At 66.3% G+C, this 17,168-nt stretch carries 17 protein-coding genes; 10 read left to right on the forward strand and 7 right to left on the reverse strand.

Annotated elements, in window-relative coordinates; all coding sequences use genetic code 11:
- The 7 genes from ACM9LZ_RS23055 to ACM9LZ_RS23085 all read left to right on the forward strand — a co-directional run.
- A partial coding sequence (locus tag ACM9LZ_RS23055) for a TraG/VirB4 family ATPase (RefSeq protein ID WP_465123046.1) occupies positions 1-877 on the forward strand: 877 nt, incomplete at its 5' end.
- Entirely contained in the window at positions 874-1,599 is a 726-nt protein-coding gene (gene trbJ / locus ACM9LZ_RS23060; RefSeq protein ID WP_416621873.1) for a P-type conjugative transfer protein TrbJ, read from the forward strand. The genes ACM9LZ_RS23055 and trbJ, both read left to right, overlap by 4 nt.
- An 11-nt stretch (positions 1,600-1,610) precedes the next feature.
- Positions 1,611-1,871, forward strand: coding sequence for a putative entry exclusion protein TrbK-alt (gene trbK-alt, locus ACM9LZ_RS23065; RefSeq protein WP_416621874.1), 261 nt, complete (start codon positions 1,611-1,613; stop codon positions 1,869-1,871).
- Entirely contained in the window at positions 1,868-3,118 is a 1,251-nt protein-coding gene (gene trbL / locus ACM9LZ_RS23070) for a P-type conjugative transfer protein TrbL (RefSeq protein ID WP_416621875.1), read from the forward strand. Before trbK-alt ends, trbL begins: the two co-directional genes overlap by 4 nt.
- Positions 3,115-3,807 (forward strand): conjugal transfer protein TrbF, encoded by a 693-nt coding sequence (gene trbF / locus ACM9LZ_RS23075; RefSeq protein WP_465123047.1) that lies wholly within the window; start codon positions 3,115-3,117, stop codon positions 3,805-3,807. The genes trbL and trbF overlap by 4 nt, the downstream gene beginning before the upstream one ends.
- Positions 3,804-4,787 carry a P-type conjugative transfer protein TrbG gene (gene trbG, locus ACM9LZ_RS23080; protein WP_416621876.1) on the forward strand — a complete coding sequence of 328 codons (984 nt, stop codon included), beginning with the start codon at positions 3,804-3,806 and terminating at the stop codon, positions 4,785-4,787. The genes trbF and trbG overlap by 4 nt, the downstream gene beginning before the upstream one ends.
- Complete coding sequence (locus ACM9LZ_RS23085; protein ID WP_416621877.1) at positions 4,784-5,965, forward strand: TraB/TrbI/VirB10 family type IV secretion system protein; 1,182 nt, start codon at positions 4,784-4,786, stop codon at positions 5,963-5,965. The genes trbG and ACM9LZ_RS23085 overlap by 4 nt, the downstream gene beginning before the upstream one ends.
- On the opposite strand, the gene ACM9LZ_RS23090 is transcribed toward ACM9LZ_RS23085, so the two are convergent.
- From ACM9LZ_RS23090 to ACM9LZ_RS23100, 3 genes are all read right to left on the reverse strand, one after another.
- Positions 5,925-6,836, reverse strand: a complete 912-nt coding sequence (locus ACM9LZ_RS23090) for a LysR family transcriptional regulator (protein ID WP_416621878.1) — start codon at positions 6,834-6,836, stop codon at positions 5,925-5,927. The genes ACM9LZ_RS23085 and ACM9LZ_RS23090 overlap by 41 nt on opposite strands.
- 396 nt (positions 6,837-7,232) lie before the next feature.
- Complete coding sequence (locus ACM9LZ_RS23095) at positions 7,233-7,760, reverse strand: nuclear transport factor 2 family protein (RefSeq protein ID WP_416621879.1); 528 nt, start codon at positions 7,758-7,760, stop codon at positions 7,233-7,235.
- Between the two features lie 35 nt (positions 7,761-7,795).
- Complete coding sequence (locus ACM9LZ_RS23100) at positions 7,796-8,566, reverse strand: SDR family NAD(P)-dependent oxidoreductase (RefSeq protein ID WP_416621880.1); 771 nt, start codon at positions 8,564-8,566, stop codon at positions 7,796-7,798.
- A gap of 329 nt (positions 8,567-8,895) precedes the next feature.
- On the opposite strand from ACM9LZ_RS23100, the gene ACM9LZ_RS23105 reads away from it, so the two are divergent.
- From ACM9LZ_RS23105 to ACM9LZ_RS23115, 3 genes are all read left to right on the forward strand, one after another.
- Positions 8,896-10,140: an NAD(P)/FAD-dependent oxidoreductase gene (locus ACM9LZ_RS23105; protein WP_416621881.1), complete on the forward strand. Its 1,245-nt coding sequence runs from the start codon at positions 8,896-8,898 to the stop codon at positions 10,138-10,140.
- Positions 10,141-10,401: 261 nt separating this feature from the next.
- A complete protein-coding gene (locus ACM9LZ_RS23110) occupies positions 10,402-12,747 on the forward strand; it encodes a TonB-dependent receptor (RefSeq protein ID WP_416621882.1) in 2,346 nt (781 codons plus the stop codon).
- 165 nt (positions 12,748-12,912) lie between these two features.
- Complete coding sequence (locus ACM9LZ_RS23115) at positions 12,913-13,968, forward strand: MBL fold metallo-hydrolase (RefSeq protein WP_416621883.1); 1,056 nt, start codon at positions 12,913-12,915, stop codon at positions 13,966-13,968.
- An 88-nt stretch (positions 13,969-14,056) separates the two neighbouring features.
- On the opposite strand, the gene ACM9LZ_RS23120 is transcribed toward ACM9LZ_RS23115, so the two are convergent.
- The 4 genes from ACM9LZ_RS23120 to ACM9LZ_RS23135 are packed head-to-tail and all read right to left on the reverse strand — an operon-like array spanning position 14,057 to position 17,148.
- The gene (locus tag ACM9LZ_RS23120) at positions 14,057-14,821 is read right to left on the reverse strand and encodes an SDR family NAD(P)-dependent oxidoreductase (protein ID WP_416621884.1); all 765 of its coding nucleotides are present in this window, start codon (positions 14,819-14,821) and stop codon (positions 14,057-14,059) included.
- Positions 14,822-14,846: 25 nt separating this feature from the next.
- Positions 14,847-15,779 carry an alpha/beta fold hydrolase gene (locus ACM9LZ_RS23125; RefSeq protein WP_416621885.1) on the reverse strand — a complete coding sequence of 311 codons (933 nt, stop codon included), beginning with the start codon at positions 15,777-15,779 and terminating at the stop codon, positions 14,847-14,849.
- Entirely contained in the window at positions 15,776-16,237 is a 462-nt protein-coding gene (locus tag ACM9LZ_RS23130) for an HtaA domain-containing protein (protein WP_416621886.1), read from the reverse strand. The genes ACM9LZ_RS23125 and ACM9LZ_RS23130 overlap by 4 nt, the downstream gene beginning before the upstream one ends.
- 14 nt (positions 16,238-16,251) lie before the next feature.
- Positions 16,252-17,148 carry a fumarylacetoacetate hydrolase family protein gene (locus ACM9LZ_RS23135; protein ID WP_416621887.1) on the reverse strand — a complete coding sequence of 299 codons (897 nt, stop codon included), beginning with the start codon at positions 17,146-17,148 and terminating at the stop codon, positions 16,252-16,254.
- Positions 17,149-17,168 lie beyond the last annotated feature (20 nt).

The raw sequence follows: 17,168 nt of genomic DNA on the forward strand, positions 1-17,168 counted from the left end.
GGCAGTGGAGCGGGCCTGGGCCGCCGGCTGGATCGAGCAGATCCTGCGTCAGGAGGGCATCAAAGTCGATCCGGCCGCGCGCGAGCACGTCTGGTCGGCCCTGGCTTCGCTGGCCTCGGCGCCGCCGGCACAGCGGACCCTGACCGGGCTGGCGGCGCTGCTGCAAGCGGCACCGCTGAAGCAGGCGCTGCGGCCCTATTGTCTGGGCGGTGCTCATGGCCGGCTGCTGGATGCCGAGGCCGAGCGTCTGGGTGCTTCGGATGTCCAGGCCTTCGAGACCGAGGGGTTGATCGGCACGGCCGCCGCCCTGCCGGTGCTGACCTATCTGTTCCACCGCATCGAGGCCCGGCTGGACGGGCGTCCGACCTTGCTGATCATCGACGAGGGCTGGCTGGTGCTGGAGGAGGAGGGCTTCGCCCGCCAGCTGCGCGAATGGCTGAAGACCCTGCGCAAGAAGAACGCCGCCGTGATCTTCGCCACGCAGTCCCTGGCCGATATCGAGCGCAGCCCCATCGCGCCGGTGCTGATCGAGAGCTGCCCGACGCGGCTGTTCCTGCCCAACGAGCGGGCACTGGAGCCACAGATCGCCGGCATCTATCGCCGTTTCGGGCTGAACACCCGGCAGGTCGGCATCATCGCCGCGGCCACGCCCAAGCGCGACTATTACTGCCAGTCGCCCCAGGGCAACCGGCTGTTCGAGCTGGCGCTGGGCGAGGTGGCCCTGGCCTTCACGGCCGTCTCCTCCAGGACCGACCATGCGGCCATCACCGAGACGCTGGCCCGCCAGGACAAGGCCGGTTTCGCCGCGGCCTGGCTACGCCGGCGCGGCCTCGACTGGGCCGCCGACCTGCTGGCCGATGGGGAGGATGCATCATGAGAGCTTGTCACCGCTGGCTGGCCGCCGCTGCCGTCTCGCTGGCGCTGGGCGCGGAGGCATCCGGCCTCACCGTCTACGACCCCAGCAACCATGCCCAGAACCTGTTGCAGGCGGCCCGCGCCCTGGAACAGATCCATAACCAGGTGGCTTCCCTTCGCAACCAGGCGCAGATGCTGCTGAACCAGTCCCGGCATCTGGCCGGCCTGCCGCTGTCGCTGCAAACCGACATCGACGGCACCTTCGCCCGCATCCAGGGGCTGCTGCACCGGGCCAACGGCATCACCTACAATGTCGAGACGCTGGAGCGGCAATTCAATGAGGCCTATCCCGACCGCATTGATCCGGCCCTGCCGGATGCGCGGCTGCTGGCCGATGCCCGCCACCGCTGGGACCTGTCGCTGACCGGATACCGCCAGTCCCTGACTGTCGGGGCCGGTGCCGTGGAGAACCTGGCGACCGTGCAGGCCCGCACCAGCACCTTGGTCGATGCCAGCCAGTCGGCCGTCGGCGGCCTGCAGGCGGCGCAGGCTGGTAACCAGCTGCTGGCCGTGCAGTCGCAGCAGCTGGCCGACCTCACGGCCCTGCTGGCGGCCAATGCGCGGGCCGACGCCCTGGCGCAGGCCCGGCTGGCGAGCGACGCGCTCCAGGCACGGGAACAGTATCGGCGCTTCCGGCAGATCGAACCCTATCAGCCCCAGCCCGTCCGCATGTTCACCGAATGAGGGAGGCCAGGATGCGCGGGACCAGGATCGTCGCCTTGCTCTGCCTGTACACGGCCCTGCTGATGCTGGGCGCGGTCGGGGCAGGCCTGCTGGCCCGGCGGCCGGAACCGCCGCCACCGACAGCAACGCTCGTGGCACCGGAGGTCGCGGCCCTGCATGCCGAGTTGCGGCGCTGCCGTGAATTGGGGCTGGCGGCGGCAGAGGATGAGGGTTGCCGGGGCACCTGGGCGGAGATGCGGCGGCAGTTCATGGGCCGGGGGGATGCGCCATGAACAATACCGGCATCATCGACCATTTCCTGGCCGTCTTCACCCGCTATATCGACAGCGGCTTCGGCCTGCTGGGCGGGGAGGTCGCCTATCTCAGCTCGGCGCTGATCGTCCTCGATCTGACCCTGGCAGGGCTGTTCTGGGCCTGGGGGGCAGACGAGGACATCCTGCACCGGCTGGTGCGCAAGACGCTTTCCATCGGCTTCTTCGCCTTTCTCATCGGCAATTTCAACCAGCTGGCCCGCATTCTGTTCGACAGCTTCACGGGCCTGGGCCTGAAGGCCGGCGGCTCGACCCTGGACGCGGCCGGCTTCCTGCAACCGGGAAGGCTGGCCGATGCCGGGCTGACGGCGGCGCAGCCGCTGCTGGACGGGGCCGAGGCGCTGATGGGCTTCGGCAGCTTCTTCGAGAATTTCGTGCTGATCATCGTGCTGATGCTGGCCTGGCTGCTGGTGGTGGCGGCGTTCTTCCTGCTGGCCATCCAGCTCTTCGTGACGCTGATCGAGTTCAAGCTGACGACGCTGGCAGGATTCGTGCTGATCCCCTTCGCGCTGTTCGGTCGTACCGCCTTCCTGGCGGAGAAGGTGCTGGGCAACATCGTCGCCTGTGGCGTCAAAGTGCTGGTCCTGGCCGTCATCGTCGGCATCGGCTCCGGCCTGTTCGGGGAATTCGCCGTCGATTTCGCCGGCCGGCAGCCGACCATCGGCGAGGCCATGTCCATGGTGCTGGCCGCCCTGTCTCTGTTCGGGCTGGGCATCTTCGGGCCCGGTATCGCCACCGGCCTGGTATCCGGGGCGCCGCAGCTCGGGGCCGGGGCTGCCGTCGGCACCGGTCTGGCCGCCGGTGGCCTGGGGGCTGCCGCTGTCATGGGCGCCGGGCTGGCGGCCATGGCGGGTGCCGGCCGCGCCGTCGGTGCCATGGCCCAGGGCGGCGCCCGTCTCGCCGGGGGCGCCCAGACTGCCTACCGGCAGGGTGGCAAGGCCGGTGCCGCCGCTTCCACATCACCGTTGCGCCAGGCGGCGACCAGGGCCGGTGCGGCCATGCGGGACAGCTATCGGGCCGGCAGTGGCACTGCTCCGGCGCCATCCCCAGCGTTTGCAACTACCGAACCCGGCCCACCGGCCTGGGCACAGGCCATGAAGCGCCGGCAGACCATGGCGCATGGAGCGGCCCTGGCTGCGCACAGCGTCGCTTCCGGTGATGGCGGCGGCGGCTCGGCCTCGGTTCCCCTCCAGCAGGATGACAAATGATGAACCCGTTCCGCCGTGCCAGTGCGCATTACGGCCGTACCCCACAGCCCGAGACGCCCTATCAACGGGCGGCCCAGGCCTGGGACGAGCGCATCGGCGCCGCCCGCGTGCAGGCCCGCAACTGGCGGCTGATGGCCTTCGGCTGCCTGGGCCTCGCCATGGGGCTGGCTGGCGCGCTTGTCTGGCAGGTCTCGCGCGGCACCATCATCCCCTGGGTGGTGCAGGTGGATGGCCAGGGTGCCGCCCAGGCCGTGGGACCGGCCGTCGCCGACTATAGTCCCACCGACGCCCAGGTCGCCTGGCACTTGGCCCGCTTCATCGAGCAGGTGCGATCGCTGCCGGCCGATCCCGTGGTGCTGCGGCAGAACTGGCTGCGCGCCTATGAGTTCACCAGTGACCGGGGGGCCGCCGCCCTCAACGACCATGCCCGCGCCGACGACCCGTTCGGCCGTGTCGGCACTCAGCAGGCCGCCGTGGACATCGCCAGCGTGCTGCGCGCGTCGGACGAAAGTTTCCGCGTCGCCTGGACCGAGCGCCATTACCGCGACGGTGCCCTGGCGGCCACGGAGCGCTGGACCGCCATCCTCACCATCACGATCCAGCCCTCCCGCGATGCCGACCGGCTGCGCCGGAACCCGCTGGGCATCTATGTCACCGCCTTCAGCTGGTCGAAGGAGCTTGCACCATGATGCCGCCGACACTTCCCCTGGCGGGCTGCCTGCTGCTGGCAACGGCCCTGGCAGGTTGCACCGCGCCGCCGCGCCGGCCCCCCGTCATCGCCTATGACGATGCCGTTCCGGCCGCGCCAATGGCAGAACCGTCCCGGCCCGTCGAACTGGTCGAGGTGCCGACGCCCTTGCCGCTGCCCGGGCAGTTGAAGCCGGCGCCGGTGACCGCCGAGCTGCCCGATCCCGCCAGCCGGGTGGCGCTGGCCAATGCCGCGGCCAGGATAGAGCCGGTGCGGGACGGCTACATCAACGCCATGCAGGTCTATCCCTATAGCGAGGGCGCCCTCTACCAGCTCTACGCCGCCCCGGGGCAGGTGACGGACATCGCTCTCCAGGAAGGCGAGCGCCTGGTCGGCAGCGGTCCGGTGGCGGCCGGCGACACCGTGCGCTGGATCATCGGCGACACCGAGAGCGGCAGCGGCGCGGCCAGGCGTATCCATGTCCTGGTCAAGCCGACCCGACCCGGCCTGGTCACCAACCTTGTCATCAACACCGACCGCCGCACCTACCATCTCGAACTGCGCTCGACGGAGGAGACCTACATGGCCTCGGTCTCCTGGCTCTATCCGCAGGACCAGCTTATCGTGCTCCGCCGCCGCAACGAGGTTGCCGAGGCGGCTGATCCCGTCGCCAGCGGCATCGACGTGACGGCGTTGAATTTCCGTTACGTCATTGATGGCGACGAACCGCCCTGGCGGCCGCTGCGCGCCTATGATGATGGCCGGCAGGTCTTCATCGAATTCCCCGCCGGCATCGCCCAGGGCGAGATGCCGCCGCTGCTGGTCATCGGACCGGAGGGACAGGGCGAACTGGTGAACTACCGGGTGCGGGGCCGGCACATGATCATCGACCGGCTGTTTGCGGCGGCGGAACTGCGGCTGGGGACGGAACCGCAGCAGGTGGTCCGCATCGCCCGCAGAGACGGGAAGCGGCCGTCATGAGCGGGGCGGCACCGATGGAGCCCGTGGACCTACGGCTGCGGCCGGATCCGCCGCGCGTTGTCCGCCTGTCGCGCCGGGTGGTGTTGCTGGCGGCCCTGGTGGCAGGGCTCACACTGGGCGCCATCCTGGTCATGACGCTGCGCGAGCGGCGTCAGGAGATCCTGCCGAACCGGCACAATATCGACAGTCACGCGACGGCGGACGGCATCGCGGGTCTGCCGCGTGATTATGGTGACGTCCCCAAGCTGGGTCCGCCGCTGCCGGGCGACCTGGGCCGGCCGCTGCTCGCCTTGCAACAGGGCGCGTCGGCGGACGCAGCATCGGCGATGCCTCTGCCCGATCCGCGACAGCAGCCGCTGATCCAGGAACAGGAGGCGGCCCGGATGAGCCGCCTGTTTGTCGGCGGCAACAGTCGGTCCCAAGAGACCACGAGGCCGGAGCAGACTGCATCAGCCATTTCCGATGGCGGCAGCGCAGCGCCGACGCTGGCACCGGATCGGCAGCAGGCCTTCCTCGACGCGCCGGTCGACCAGCAGGTTGTCAGCCGCGAACGTCTGGCCGATCCCCCATCGCCATACCTGCTCCAGGCTGGCGCCATCATTCCGGCGGCCCTTGTCACTGGCATCCGGTCCGACCTGCCGGGACAGGTCACCGCCCAGGTGACCGAAAACGTCCATGATAGTCTGACAGGCCGCCATCTCCTCATTCCCCAGGGGGCACGGCTGGTCGGGCGCTATGACAGCCAGGTTGCCTTCGGCCAGAGCCGGCTGCTGCTGGCCTGGACGCGCCTGATCCTGCCGGATGGCCGGTCGCTTCTGCTGGAAGGGCTTCCCGGCACCGATCCGCAGGGGCAGGCCGGATTGGAGGATGACACCGATTATCATTGGGGCGGACTGTTCAAGGCGGCGCTGCTGTCCACCCTGCTGGGCATCGGCGCCGATGCCGGCGTGGATGATGAGGAAAGCGCGCTCATCCACGCCTTGCGCAGGGGCGGCCAGGACACCGTCAGCCAGACCGGCCAGGAAATTGTCCGCCGCCAGCTCTCCATCCAGCCCACACTGACCATCCGGCCGGGCTTTCCGGTCAAGGTGATGGTGACCCGTGACCTTGTGCTGGAGCCCCTGATCGCGAATGGGATCAACCGCCATTCGGCTTCCAGGGCGGATACCGTTCCTTGAGCAGCGTCAGGAAGCGCTTGCGGACCGGGTTGTCATTGGCCTCGTTCCAATAGGCGCTGCTGCGAACAAGTGTCGGACTGGTACCATCATGGAGCTCCCGGTAGACCACGCCAGGCACCTGCAAGCCGGCATAGGCTTCCGTCAGCAGCGTGACGCCTCTCCCCATGCCGACGAGCGTCAGCAGGCTTTCAAGGCTGACATCTTGCTGACAGATACCCAAAGCATCGCCGGGAGAGACAACCTTGCTTTTCAGGAGGTCCAGCAATTCGGGGCCGGGATCGCGGCGGCTGATCTGAATAGTTTCGCCTTTCAGGTCCGGCCAGGAAAGCTGTGAACGTCCGGCAAGCAGGTGCTGTTCGGGCAGTGCCGCTACAATCTGCTCGGTCCACAGGGGTAGCAGGCTGCAATCGTCCACTGGCGCCTGCCCAAGCAGAAATGCGATATCGATTTCGTAGATCGCCAGTCCTTCCAGCAATTGACGGCGGCTGCCCTCCTTGATGCCCAGCTCCACGTCTGGAAAGCGCAGAAGGAATTCTTGCAGTATCGGCCGCAGTGGGCTGCTCGCGAAGGAGGTGCAGAGCCCGGCGGTCAGACGGCCAGCTTGGCCCTTGCCGACCTTGCGGGCTGCATCAATGATTTCCGTTATGTTCCGCAACACCTGCGCGGCGGCGCGCAGAAAGGTCAGCCCCATCGGCGTCGGCCTGACACCCTTGTTCGAACGTTCGAACAAGGTGATGCCCAGGTGGCTCTCCAATTCCTGGATCGACCGGCTCAGAGTGGATTGCTGGACACTCAAAGTCTCTGCTGCGCGACGAAGACCTCGTTGCTCCATGGCAGCGACAGCTGCACGCAGATGGCGGAGGTCGATCATTATCTTCCTATCTAAGTGTCTGTCCGGGAGGGTATTGAACTGGTTCAATGAGATAGGAAATGGGTTGCAGGCGGTGACGCTGGCGTGATTCTGTCCGTCGTTGAAACAAATGGGACATCGGGTTGATTTTGCGAACGGAGGTTCTGGCTCGTTGCGGGGTGATGTTAAGCGACCTGCCCACGCCCGCGACCTGCTGGCGTGCAACTGCATCGAGGCGTTCGAAATGCGGAAGGTGATAGTCCCTGGGCGTATAAAGTGTGACTGCAATTCTTCCTGTCATCGCGCCCAAATTGCATCGACCAGCAGCCGAGTCCGACTGGGCTACGCGCCACGAGATGCGAGGTTACAGCCACGCCGAACCAGACCCCGGTGAGGTCCAATCACCAGGGTCTGGTCTCAGGTGGTAGCCCCTGCGAGTATAGTATCCTCATTGAAGAGCTTCCCCATTGTATCAATCAACGAGGGATCATTCAGGTCGAACAGGGATGCGTTGCCGCCGATCCACTGGAAATCATGTTTCAGGCGGGTGATCAGCCAGTCGTTTCCCTGTTTGATGAACCGGACCTCGTACCAGCCATATTGCGCATTTTCGGAGGCACCGAAATCGGTCTGCCTCCAGTGGCGAGAGGTCATGTAGACCAGCGCGTCTGCATGGTCGCCCTCCACATTGATGTCCCAGTTGGAGTAGCTGTGGTGGCGCCGGACGGGGGCCAGGATTTGGCTGGCGAACAGCGTAAACAGGTCCGGGTCGACTTGCACGATGGGCTGACCGGTGAGGCGCTGGAAATCGACGGTGATGGGGTCGGTAAAGCAGGACCGGTAGGCAGCCCAGTCGCCCGTGTCCAAGGCGCGGCCGAACCGCAGCATCACCTTCTTAACCGCTTCGCGTTCCCACAGGTTCACGACCATCTCATCCCTGGTCATATCGTTCCTCCTTGTCGTTGCTTTTTGAAATTCGGTCACCAGGCCCGCACGCCGCCATCCACGGCGATGTCGGCCCCGGTCACGTAACTGGCATCCTCGCTGGCCAGGAAGGCGGCCACGCTGGCCACCTCCTCCGGCTGGCCCATCCGGTTCAGCATGGCGCGACCCAACTGCACGCGCGACCAGTCGGGATCTTCCTTGATCATGCGCGTCTGCGTCGTCTCGATGGTGCCTGGCGACAGGCTGTTGACGCGGATGCCATGGTGGCGGCCTTCCATCGCCAGTTGCCGGGTCATGGCCAGCACTCCGCCCTTGGCCGCGCAGTGCGCCAGCCCCGGCAGCCGCTCAATCCCTACCCAGGCCGACATAGAAGCGTTGTTGACGATGGCGCCACCGCGCTTCTTCAGAGCCGGCCAGGCGGCGCGTGTCATGCGGAACACAAGGTCCAGTTCCTGGTTGATGGTTCGCGCCCATGTGGCGTCGTCCATCTCCTCGATCCAGGCGAAATAGGCCATGGCGCCATTGTTGAACAGGACGTCGATGCCGCCGTGATGCCCGATTGCGGCGGTGACGACGCGCTCGCAATCCTCTGCGCGCATCAGATCGGCCGGGCTGACGGAAATCATGCTGCCGCCTTGCGCCTGCACCTGCCGCAGGGTCTCCTCCGCGCCTTGCGGGTCGATGTCACACCCCACCACGTTGGCGCCTTCCGCCGCGAAGCGCAGGCAGGAGGCGCGTCCGATGCTGCCGCCGGAGCCCGTGATGATACAGGTTTTCCCGGCTAGCCGGCCCGTCACTGGTCGCATTGGCATCTCCATGGGGGCAGGGGGCGCCGTCACAACGGCATGAGCCCTATATTGGATGCACTTATGTCATGGTTGATACGTGAACGTCAATCTGGTTCCAGGGGTTGAGTTATGATCCGGCCATGAAACCTGCCGGAATTTTGAGAAATTTTGTTTTTTATCAGATAGATGTATGCTCATTCTGCCTTTAGGGAAGCTGATGTGTTCTGGATAATGATATTGCGTCACACCAGATGTGGATACATTATTGGAGCTGCGGGCGCGGCCGGAAATGACATCCGGATGGTGTGCCGCTGGCTCTCAAACCGCAGGCCCGGAGGGGCATATCGATGAAGAGTTTTGATGTCGTAATCGTGGGCGCCGGGCATGGCGGGGCGCAGACCGCAGCCCTGTTGCGCCAGAACGGGTTCGGGGAGAGCGTTGCGATCATCGGGGATGAACGCGAACTCCCTTATGAAAGACCACCGTTGTCGAAGGAGTATCTTTCCGGCGAGAAGGGGTTCGAGCGCATCTTGATCCGCCCCGCCGGATTCTGGCGGGAACGCTCGGTCGACATGCTGCTGGGCCGGCGGGTGGCCGCCGTCGATCCGGTCGGCCGCGCGCTGACCCTGGATGATGGCGAGGCGGTCGGCTATGGCCGCCTGGTCTGGGCGGCCGGTGGCGCTCCCCGCCGGCTTTCCTGTCCGGGGCATGAGCTGGGCGGTATCCATACCATCCGTACGCGCGCCGATATCGACCGCCTGCAAGCCGAACTGCCCGGCGTGGACCGGGTTGTCATCGTAGGTGGCGGTTATATCGGGCTGGAGGCCGCCGCCGTGCTGGTGAAGCGGGGCAAGCGCGTCACAGTGCTGGAGGCGCAGGACCGCGTCCTGGCCCGCGTCGCGGGAGAGGCGCTGTCCCGGTTCTTCGAGGCCCAGCATCGGGCCCACGGCGTCGATCTCCGCCTGAACGCCGTCCTGTCAGAACTGGAAGGCGGGGAAGGGCGGGTGACCGGCGTGCGTCTGGCCGATGGTTCACGCATTGCCTGCGACATGGTGGTGGCCGGCATCGGCATCGTGCCGGCAGTGGCCCCGCTGATCGCGGCCGGCGCGCGCGGGGGCAATGGGGTGGAGGTCGACGCTCAATGTCGCACCAGCCTGCCCGACATCTTTGCCATCGGCGATTGCGCGCTGCATGCGAACCCCTTCGCTGATGGCGCCTGGATCCGTGTGGAATCTGTGCAGAATGCCAACGACCAGGCGGCCGTGGTGGCCAGGGTGCTGACGGGTGGCGACGCCTGCTACCGGTCCGTGCCCTGGTTCTGGTCCAACCAGTACGATCTGAAATTACAGACCGTCGGCCTGTCTGCCGGGCATGACGCCACCGTCTTGCGCGGTGATCCGGCCACGGGTGGTTTCACGCTGATTTACCTGCGGCAGGGCAGGGTCATCGCTCTGGATTGCGTCAACGCCACAAGGGACTATGTCCAGGGCAAGGCCCTGGTCGTCGGGCAGTCCCTGGCGTCGCCAGCCCTTCTCGCCGATCCCGGCATCCCGCTGAAGCAACTGGCGGCCGCACCGGCGCAGGTCGCCTGACCAGCGTTCCAGCTTGGACTTGACCTGCAAAACTGGATACACTATGACTTTGCTGGGTTGAGTGCGGCTGTATGCCTATGGTCTTTGAATCGCGAGAACGAAATGAGGTCTTGTCTGGTCGGTTCCGGTAATATGGATACACTGATGCGCTAGATGCCAGGACTCACCTCAAAAGTGCGCGCTGATAGGACGTATAAGTCTCAATTCCGGGTAACCGGCTTCCAAGCAATAACACATGAAGATCTAGGGGAGGATATGAGCATGAAGAGGTTCCGCCATTGCCTGCTATTGGGGACGGCCATCGCCATCGCCCCTGTCCAGGCCCAGGAGGCGCCCGCCGGAGTTGACAGCGCGGGCAGCGCCCTGGCCGGCGAACTGGAGCTTGAGCCCATTGTCGTCACCGCGCGCAAGCGCACGGAAAACCTGCGCGACGTGCCCGTGTCGATTACCGCGCTGGGCGGCGACCTGCTGACCGAGGCCAAGATCAATCAGGTCGTGGACCTCAGTTCGCGCGTGCCGAACTTCACGGTCTCCACGGGCTCCAATCTGCCTTTCGCGCTGATCCGTGGCTTCGGCTCGGGCAACAACATCTCCTTCGATCAGGCGGTGGGCAAGTTCATCGACAACGTGTCCTATGGCCGCGACCAGGATATCCGCCTGCCCATGTTCGATGTGGAGCGAGTGGAGGTGCTGAAGGGGCCGCAGGTCCTGCTGTATGGCAACAGCGCCACGGCCGGCGCGCTGAACATCACCACGCGCAAGCCCGGTGCGGATTTCGCGGCCGACGGTTCCGTCAGCTACGAGGGCTACCATGACGAAGTGACGGCGCAGGGCGGCGTCACCATCCCGCTGACGCCCGATGTCGGCCTGCGCCTGTCCGGCTTCTTCCAGAACCGCGACAACGGCCCGACCTACAACCTACTGACCGACCGGGACGAACCGCAACTGCGCAACCACGGCCTGCGCGGCATCCTCCAGGCTGACCTCACCGACGATCTCACGGTCTCGCTGAAGGCCGAATATGGCCGCGTGAAGGAGCGCGGGGTGGGGGCCGAGGCCATCAGCCAGCCGATCTTCCCGCATCCGACCTTCGGCCGGGTCCTGATGTTCGACGATGCCCGGTTCGACGGCCGCACGGCGATCACGTCGGAGGGGGCACCCTTCTTCCAGAAGGCCTTCGTCGGCCTGGAGAACCAGACCTACCAGGCGGATATCAGCTACGACCTGGGCAAGGGCTCGCTGGATTCCACCACGGCCTTCCGGACGCTGGATTTCGCGCAGTCCCTGCCGTCGGCCTCGCCCGTGCCCGTCCTGAACGCCTTCCTGACCTACCGGTACAAGCAGTTCAGCGAGGAACTGCGCTACACGGGCAGCTTCGACAAGCTGGATGTGACGGCCGGCGGTTATTACCAGCGCGATACGTTCGACGTCTGGTCGGCCATCGATTTTAACATGAACGGGTTCGGCGGGCTCAGCGCCTTCTCGCTGAACAACAATCTCGACCAGACCACCAACAGCTATTCCCTGTTCGCTGACGTCACCTACCACTTCACCGACCGGTTCAGCCTGGAACTGGGCGCGCGGCAGAGCTGGATCGATAAGCGGGCGGATCAGTTCCTGGTGCCCGGCATGGTCGTGCCCGGCAAGACCTTCGGTAGCCGGGCCGATATCCTGTCCGTCAACCGCATGCTGGACGGGCTGTTCGTGGCACTCAACAACGGCGTGCCGCCGCATGTCTTCACCGGCCTGGAATATGATGACAGCTTCTTCCAGCCCCAGGCCGTCATCCAGTACGAGCTGACCCCCGACAGCAACCTGTTCCTCAAGTATGTGCGCGGGCAGAAGGCGGGCGGCTTCGACTACTTCTATGCCGGGGACGCGGCGGGTCCCACCCCGGCCGGCGCGCAGTTCGCGTCGGAGCGGGCGGAATCCGTGGAAGCCGGCCTGAAGGGCACCTTGCTGGACCGGCGGCTGGACTACTCGCTGGTGGCCTTCCGCACCACCTTCACCGACCTGCAGGCGTCGCAGTTCGAGACGGTCAGCTTCGTCGTCACCAATGTCGGCAAGGCGCGGACGCAGGGCCTGGAGCTTGACGTCAACTATGTCCCGATCCGGGGCATGCGGGTCAGCGGCTCCGCCGCCTATCTGGACGCCAAGTACCTGGACTATCCAGGGCAGCCCTGCACGCTGGAGCAGAAGCTGGCGCATGCGGCAGTCCATGGCACGCCCAATGGCTGCGTGCAGAGCCTGTCCGGTGCGCCCACCCAGTTCAGCTCGAAATGGACGGGGGCGCTGTCGGTCGATTACACCCATCCCGTGGGCGCGGAGACCGACATGGTCGGTGGCGTCACCCTGTTCGCCCGGTCCGGCTACAACGCCTCGCCCAACAACGAGCCGCTGCAGCGGCAGGGCGCCTATGCCAAGATCGACGCGCATGTCGGCGTGAAGCTGGGCAACGGGTCGACCACCCTGTCACTGTTCGCCAAGAACCTGACGGACAAGCGCACCCTGGAATTCGCCACCCTGTCGCCGTTCAGCGGCGATGCCCAGACCGGCGTCTATTCGCTGGGCCGGGAGATCGGCGTCCGCGTGGGGTTCGAGTTCTAAGGCGATTGGGGCCTGATGGGAATTGCCCCAGGATGGCTCCTGCGTGTCTCCCCCCGAAAATGGGGGAGACATGCGAAGCCATGCCATGAAATCCGTTCGGCCTCAGATCATCCCTCTCAGCCCTCACCGGCGTGATGGCCGATATTACCGATCCGGAAGCTCATCATGAAATCATCCCACCTGTTCCTGGCCGCGGCCCTCCTTCTGGCCCCGGCATCCGGCCGCGCCACCGAACCGGCCGTGAAGGAGCCCGCGCCGGTGGAGAACCCGGTGCTGGCCCGCTCGCGCAATGCCATGGTGCTGACGCTGCTGGGCACGGCCGGCGGCCCCCTGGCCCGGCCCGACCGGGCACAGCCCGCCAACCTGCTGCTGGTGGATGGCAGCGCGTATCTGATCGATGCGGGAGAGGGGACCGTGGGACAGCTGGCCAAGGCCGGTGTGACCACGGGCGACCTGCGCGCCGTCTTCATCACCCATCTGCACACCGACCATACGGCCGGCATTCCCGGCCTGTTGATGTTCCGGTGGAGCTACCTGATGGCTGGGATGCCCCTGCCCGCCCTGCGGCTGGTCGGCCCGCCGGGCACGGCGGAGATGACGGACGGTGCCGTCGGTTTCGCCACCTGGCCGACAGAGACGCTGCGCGCCCAGGCGCCGAAGACCCCGCCCGTGGCGGCGGTGGCGGCGGCCGTCAACGCCTTGCCGGGCGTGATCTACCAGGATGACAAGATCAAGGTCACCGCCGTGGAGAACACGCATTACGACGCGGTGGCGCTGAAGGAGGGGCCGCAGGGCCGCCATCTCTCCTTCTCCTATCGCGTGGACAGCCGGTTCGGTTCCGTCACCTTCACGGGCGACACGGGACCCGGCAAGGCCGTGTCGGACCTAGCCAGGGGAAGCGACCTACTGGTCAGCGAGATCATCGACATCCCCGCCATGGCCCGCTTCGTCGCCAGGGCTGCGTCGCTGCCGCCGGGCGCCGACAAGGGCATCATCGCGCATATGGAGCGCGAGCACCTGTCGCCCGACGCCGTGGCCCGGATCGCCCGCGACGCCGGGGTGAAGAAGGTCGTGCTGTCCCACATCGCCAACCCGGACCTGGACCCGGTCCAGACCGAAGCGCTGGGCACCGGCGTGTCGAAGGGCTTCGACGGTCCCGTCGTGGTCGGCCGGGACCTGCTGACACTCACCGTCGGGGCGGAGGACGCACCGGCCCCGTGAGGGCCGCCGCATCATCCGACATGTCATCGAAAAGGCAGGGCGTGACCCGTCGGGTCACGCCCTGCCTTTTCCGTCACTTGGACGGCCATCACAGTGCGCGCAACTGGCCGCCATTCATGATCAGGGTCTGGCCGGTCAAGAAGGCGGCATCGTCCGACGTCAGGAAGGACATCGCGCCGACCAGGTCGCCAGGCGTGGAGGGACGCTTGATGGCCTGGGCCTGGGCCGACAGGTCGAACATCTTGCCGTCTGGGAACATGGAGAAGGTGTTGGGCGTCTTGGTCAGGCCCGGCGCGATGGAATTCACCGTGATGCCGCATTCCCCCAACTCGCTGGCCAGCGCCCGCGTCAGCCCGATGACGGCCCCCTTCGAGGCGATGTAATGGGCGAAGCCGTCGATCACCAGCCCGACCGTGTCGGAGGAGATATTGACGATGCGCCCGTAGGCATTGCTCTTCATGGCCGGCACGAAGGCGCGGCAGGTCAGGAAGAAGCTTTCCACATTGACGGCCATGACCAGCCGCCATTGCGCTAGCGTGATCTGTTCCAGCGGTTCCCGCGGAGTGAAGCCGACATTGTTGATCAGGATGTCGCAGCGGCCGAACCGATCCAGCACCTGCGCCGCCAGCGCTTCCACCGCCGCCTCGTCCGTCACATCGACGCGGGCATAGTGTGCGTCGCCGGCGCCGAGATCCTTCAGCGCGGTCTCGAACCCCTGGATGTCCTGGCGGTCGACACCGACGACGGTAGCGCCCTCGGCGGCCAGGCGCTCCGCGAAGGCGCGGCCGATGCCCTGGGCCGCACCTGTGATCAGGGCGACCTTGCCCTGCTTGTTGCAATGAAGCGGTGTCACGCTGTTTCCTCCCGTCTCTTTATGTTCAAGGCTGGCGCAGGAAGGCATCGACGAAGGCCAGCAGCGCCTCGGGCTTTTCCTCGGCCGGATAGTGGCCGCAATCCTCGATGACCAGCGAAGTCACATCCTCGGCGATGCTGCGCCATTCCAGTTCGACCCCATCGCCCACGCACAGGCGCCCGGCGAAGGTCGCGACGGGAATGGTGATCTTCGGTCCGGTCCGCCACGCCTGGTTCTGCGGAATGCTGATATCCAGGGCGCGGTAGAATTCGAAACTGGCACGCAAGGCATCGGGGTCGCGCAGCAGATCGATATAGAATTCCTTTGCCGGAGCGGACAGGGCGTCCGGGCGTCCGGCCTTGGTGGCGAACTGATGGCCGAAATAGATATGCTCGCGGCCGGACACCAGCAGCTCGTTGACCCCGCGCAGCCGGTTGAAATTGAAATGCGATAGCAGGTCGCTGGGAAACCGGTCCGCCGGCAGCAGCGGCGGGGAAGCTGAGACGCCCGGTATCATGGCTTCACCCACGATCAGACGGCGCAGCCTCTCCGGCGCGCTCCGGGCCATGGCGAAACCGGTCCACATGCCGATATCGTGTCCCAGGAAATCGAATTCTCCATATCCCAGCGCATCCATCAGCGCGAACATGTCCAGCGCCTGGCTGCGGCTGTCATAGCCGTCCATCGGTCTGTCGGAAAGGTTGACCCCGCGCGGATCGGCCACCACCAGCCGCCGGTGCGCAGCCAGTGCCGGCATCAGGTGGCGCCAGGCGAACCAGCATTGCGGCCAGCCGGCCAGCATCAAAAGCGGCGGCCCATCGCCGCCCTGGACGACGTGATGGCACAGACGGCCGCTATCCACCCGGACGCTGGTGAACAGGTCGGTGAAGCCGGGCGGCAGGTCGGGAACGCCGGTGACCGTCCCCTTCCCCGTGACGGGCATGGTTTTGCCGGTCATTGAACACGCTCCTCGCCGGAACCGGGCATAAGCACCTCGAAATCATCGAAGCACTCGCCCTCGCCATAGGTGCCGCCGAACAGGGCGACGGCATCGGCTGCCAGACGGACGTCGCCGGCCAGGAGACGCATTGCGTCGTCGCTGTACCGACAGCGGAAATGCACCAGCGGTCGACGTTCCGCGCCACCCAGCCCGGCCAGCATCGTGCCCCGCAACTCCGGCGCGTCCAGCAGCAGCGAAGGTGCCGCGATGGTGACGGACAGCATGCCGAAATGGCCCGTGAAGCGTACGGCGCCCGCGAAGGACAGATCGTGCGCGCCGGCGTCCAAGGCAAAGTACAGCTGGTCGCCGTCGGCCGGCCGGACACCGTCATCCAGGCTCAGGCGGCCATCGGGCAGCCGCGCCACATAGGCGGCAAAGGATCGCTTGATCGACCAGAGAAGACCGGCCTGGGCCATGGCATGCACTCCTGTCAGATCACCGGCGTCACCAGTTCGCCCAGCGGGCCGATCTCCATCCGGATGATGTCGCCGGGCGCCAGATAGGCCTTGTCCTTGCGCCCATGGGCGACGCCGGCCGGCGTGCCGGTGCCGATGATGTCGCCGGGATAGAGCGTCATGATCCGCGACAGGTGCTCGATGCACTGGGCCACGCCGAACACCATCTGTGCCGTGGAGGAATCCTGCCGCGTCTGGCCGTTCACCGACAGGCGGATGGGCAGGTCCTGCGGATCGGGCACGAACCGGGCGGGGACCAGATAGGGGCCGACGGGCGCGAAACCGTCGAAGCCCTTGTGCATCACCCAGTCGACGCCGATGGGCGGGCGCTTCTCGATCCAGTCGCGGGCCGATACATCGTTGAAATTCAGATAGCCGGCAACGACGGACAGGGCCTCGGCGGCGGGCACGTTGGCGCATTCCACGCCGATGACCACGCCCAGTTCCGCCTCGTAATCCATCATGGCGACGCCCTGGGGCGCCTTCACGGGGGCGCCGGAGCCGCGCAGGGTGTTGTTGTGCGGCTTGATGAAGCTGAACGGGTATTTCGGCACCATCGGGATCGGCATCTCGTTGATGTGATCATGATAGTTGGCGCCGATGCAGACCAGCTTGCCGGGCACCGCCACGGGCGGCAGGAACTTCGCGTCCGTCGCCTGGATGGCGTCAGCGAAGGCATCGGCGGCCGGCAACGCGGCCTCAATGGCGGCCGACCAGCGGGGCCAGTCTGCCAGCAGCGGGCCCAGGCCGGTCAGCGGACCCGGCGCTTCGCCCAGGATGGCGGCGACGGGAACTAGCCTGCCTTCTTGCTCCACGACGGCCAGCGGTTGCCCGGCATGGGAGATCACGGCCAGGCGGTAAAAGCGGCTCATGGCATATCCACTTCGTTCGT

The sequence above is a fragment of the Niveispirillum fermenti genome (assembly GCF_048066175.1).
Classification (GTDB): domain Bacteria; phylum Pseudomonadota; class Alphaproteobacteria; order Azospirillales; family Azospirillaceae; genus Niveispirillum; species Niveispirillum fermenti.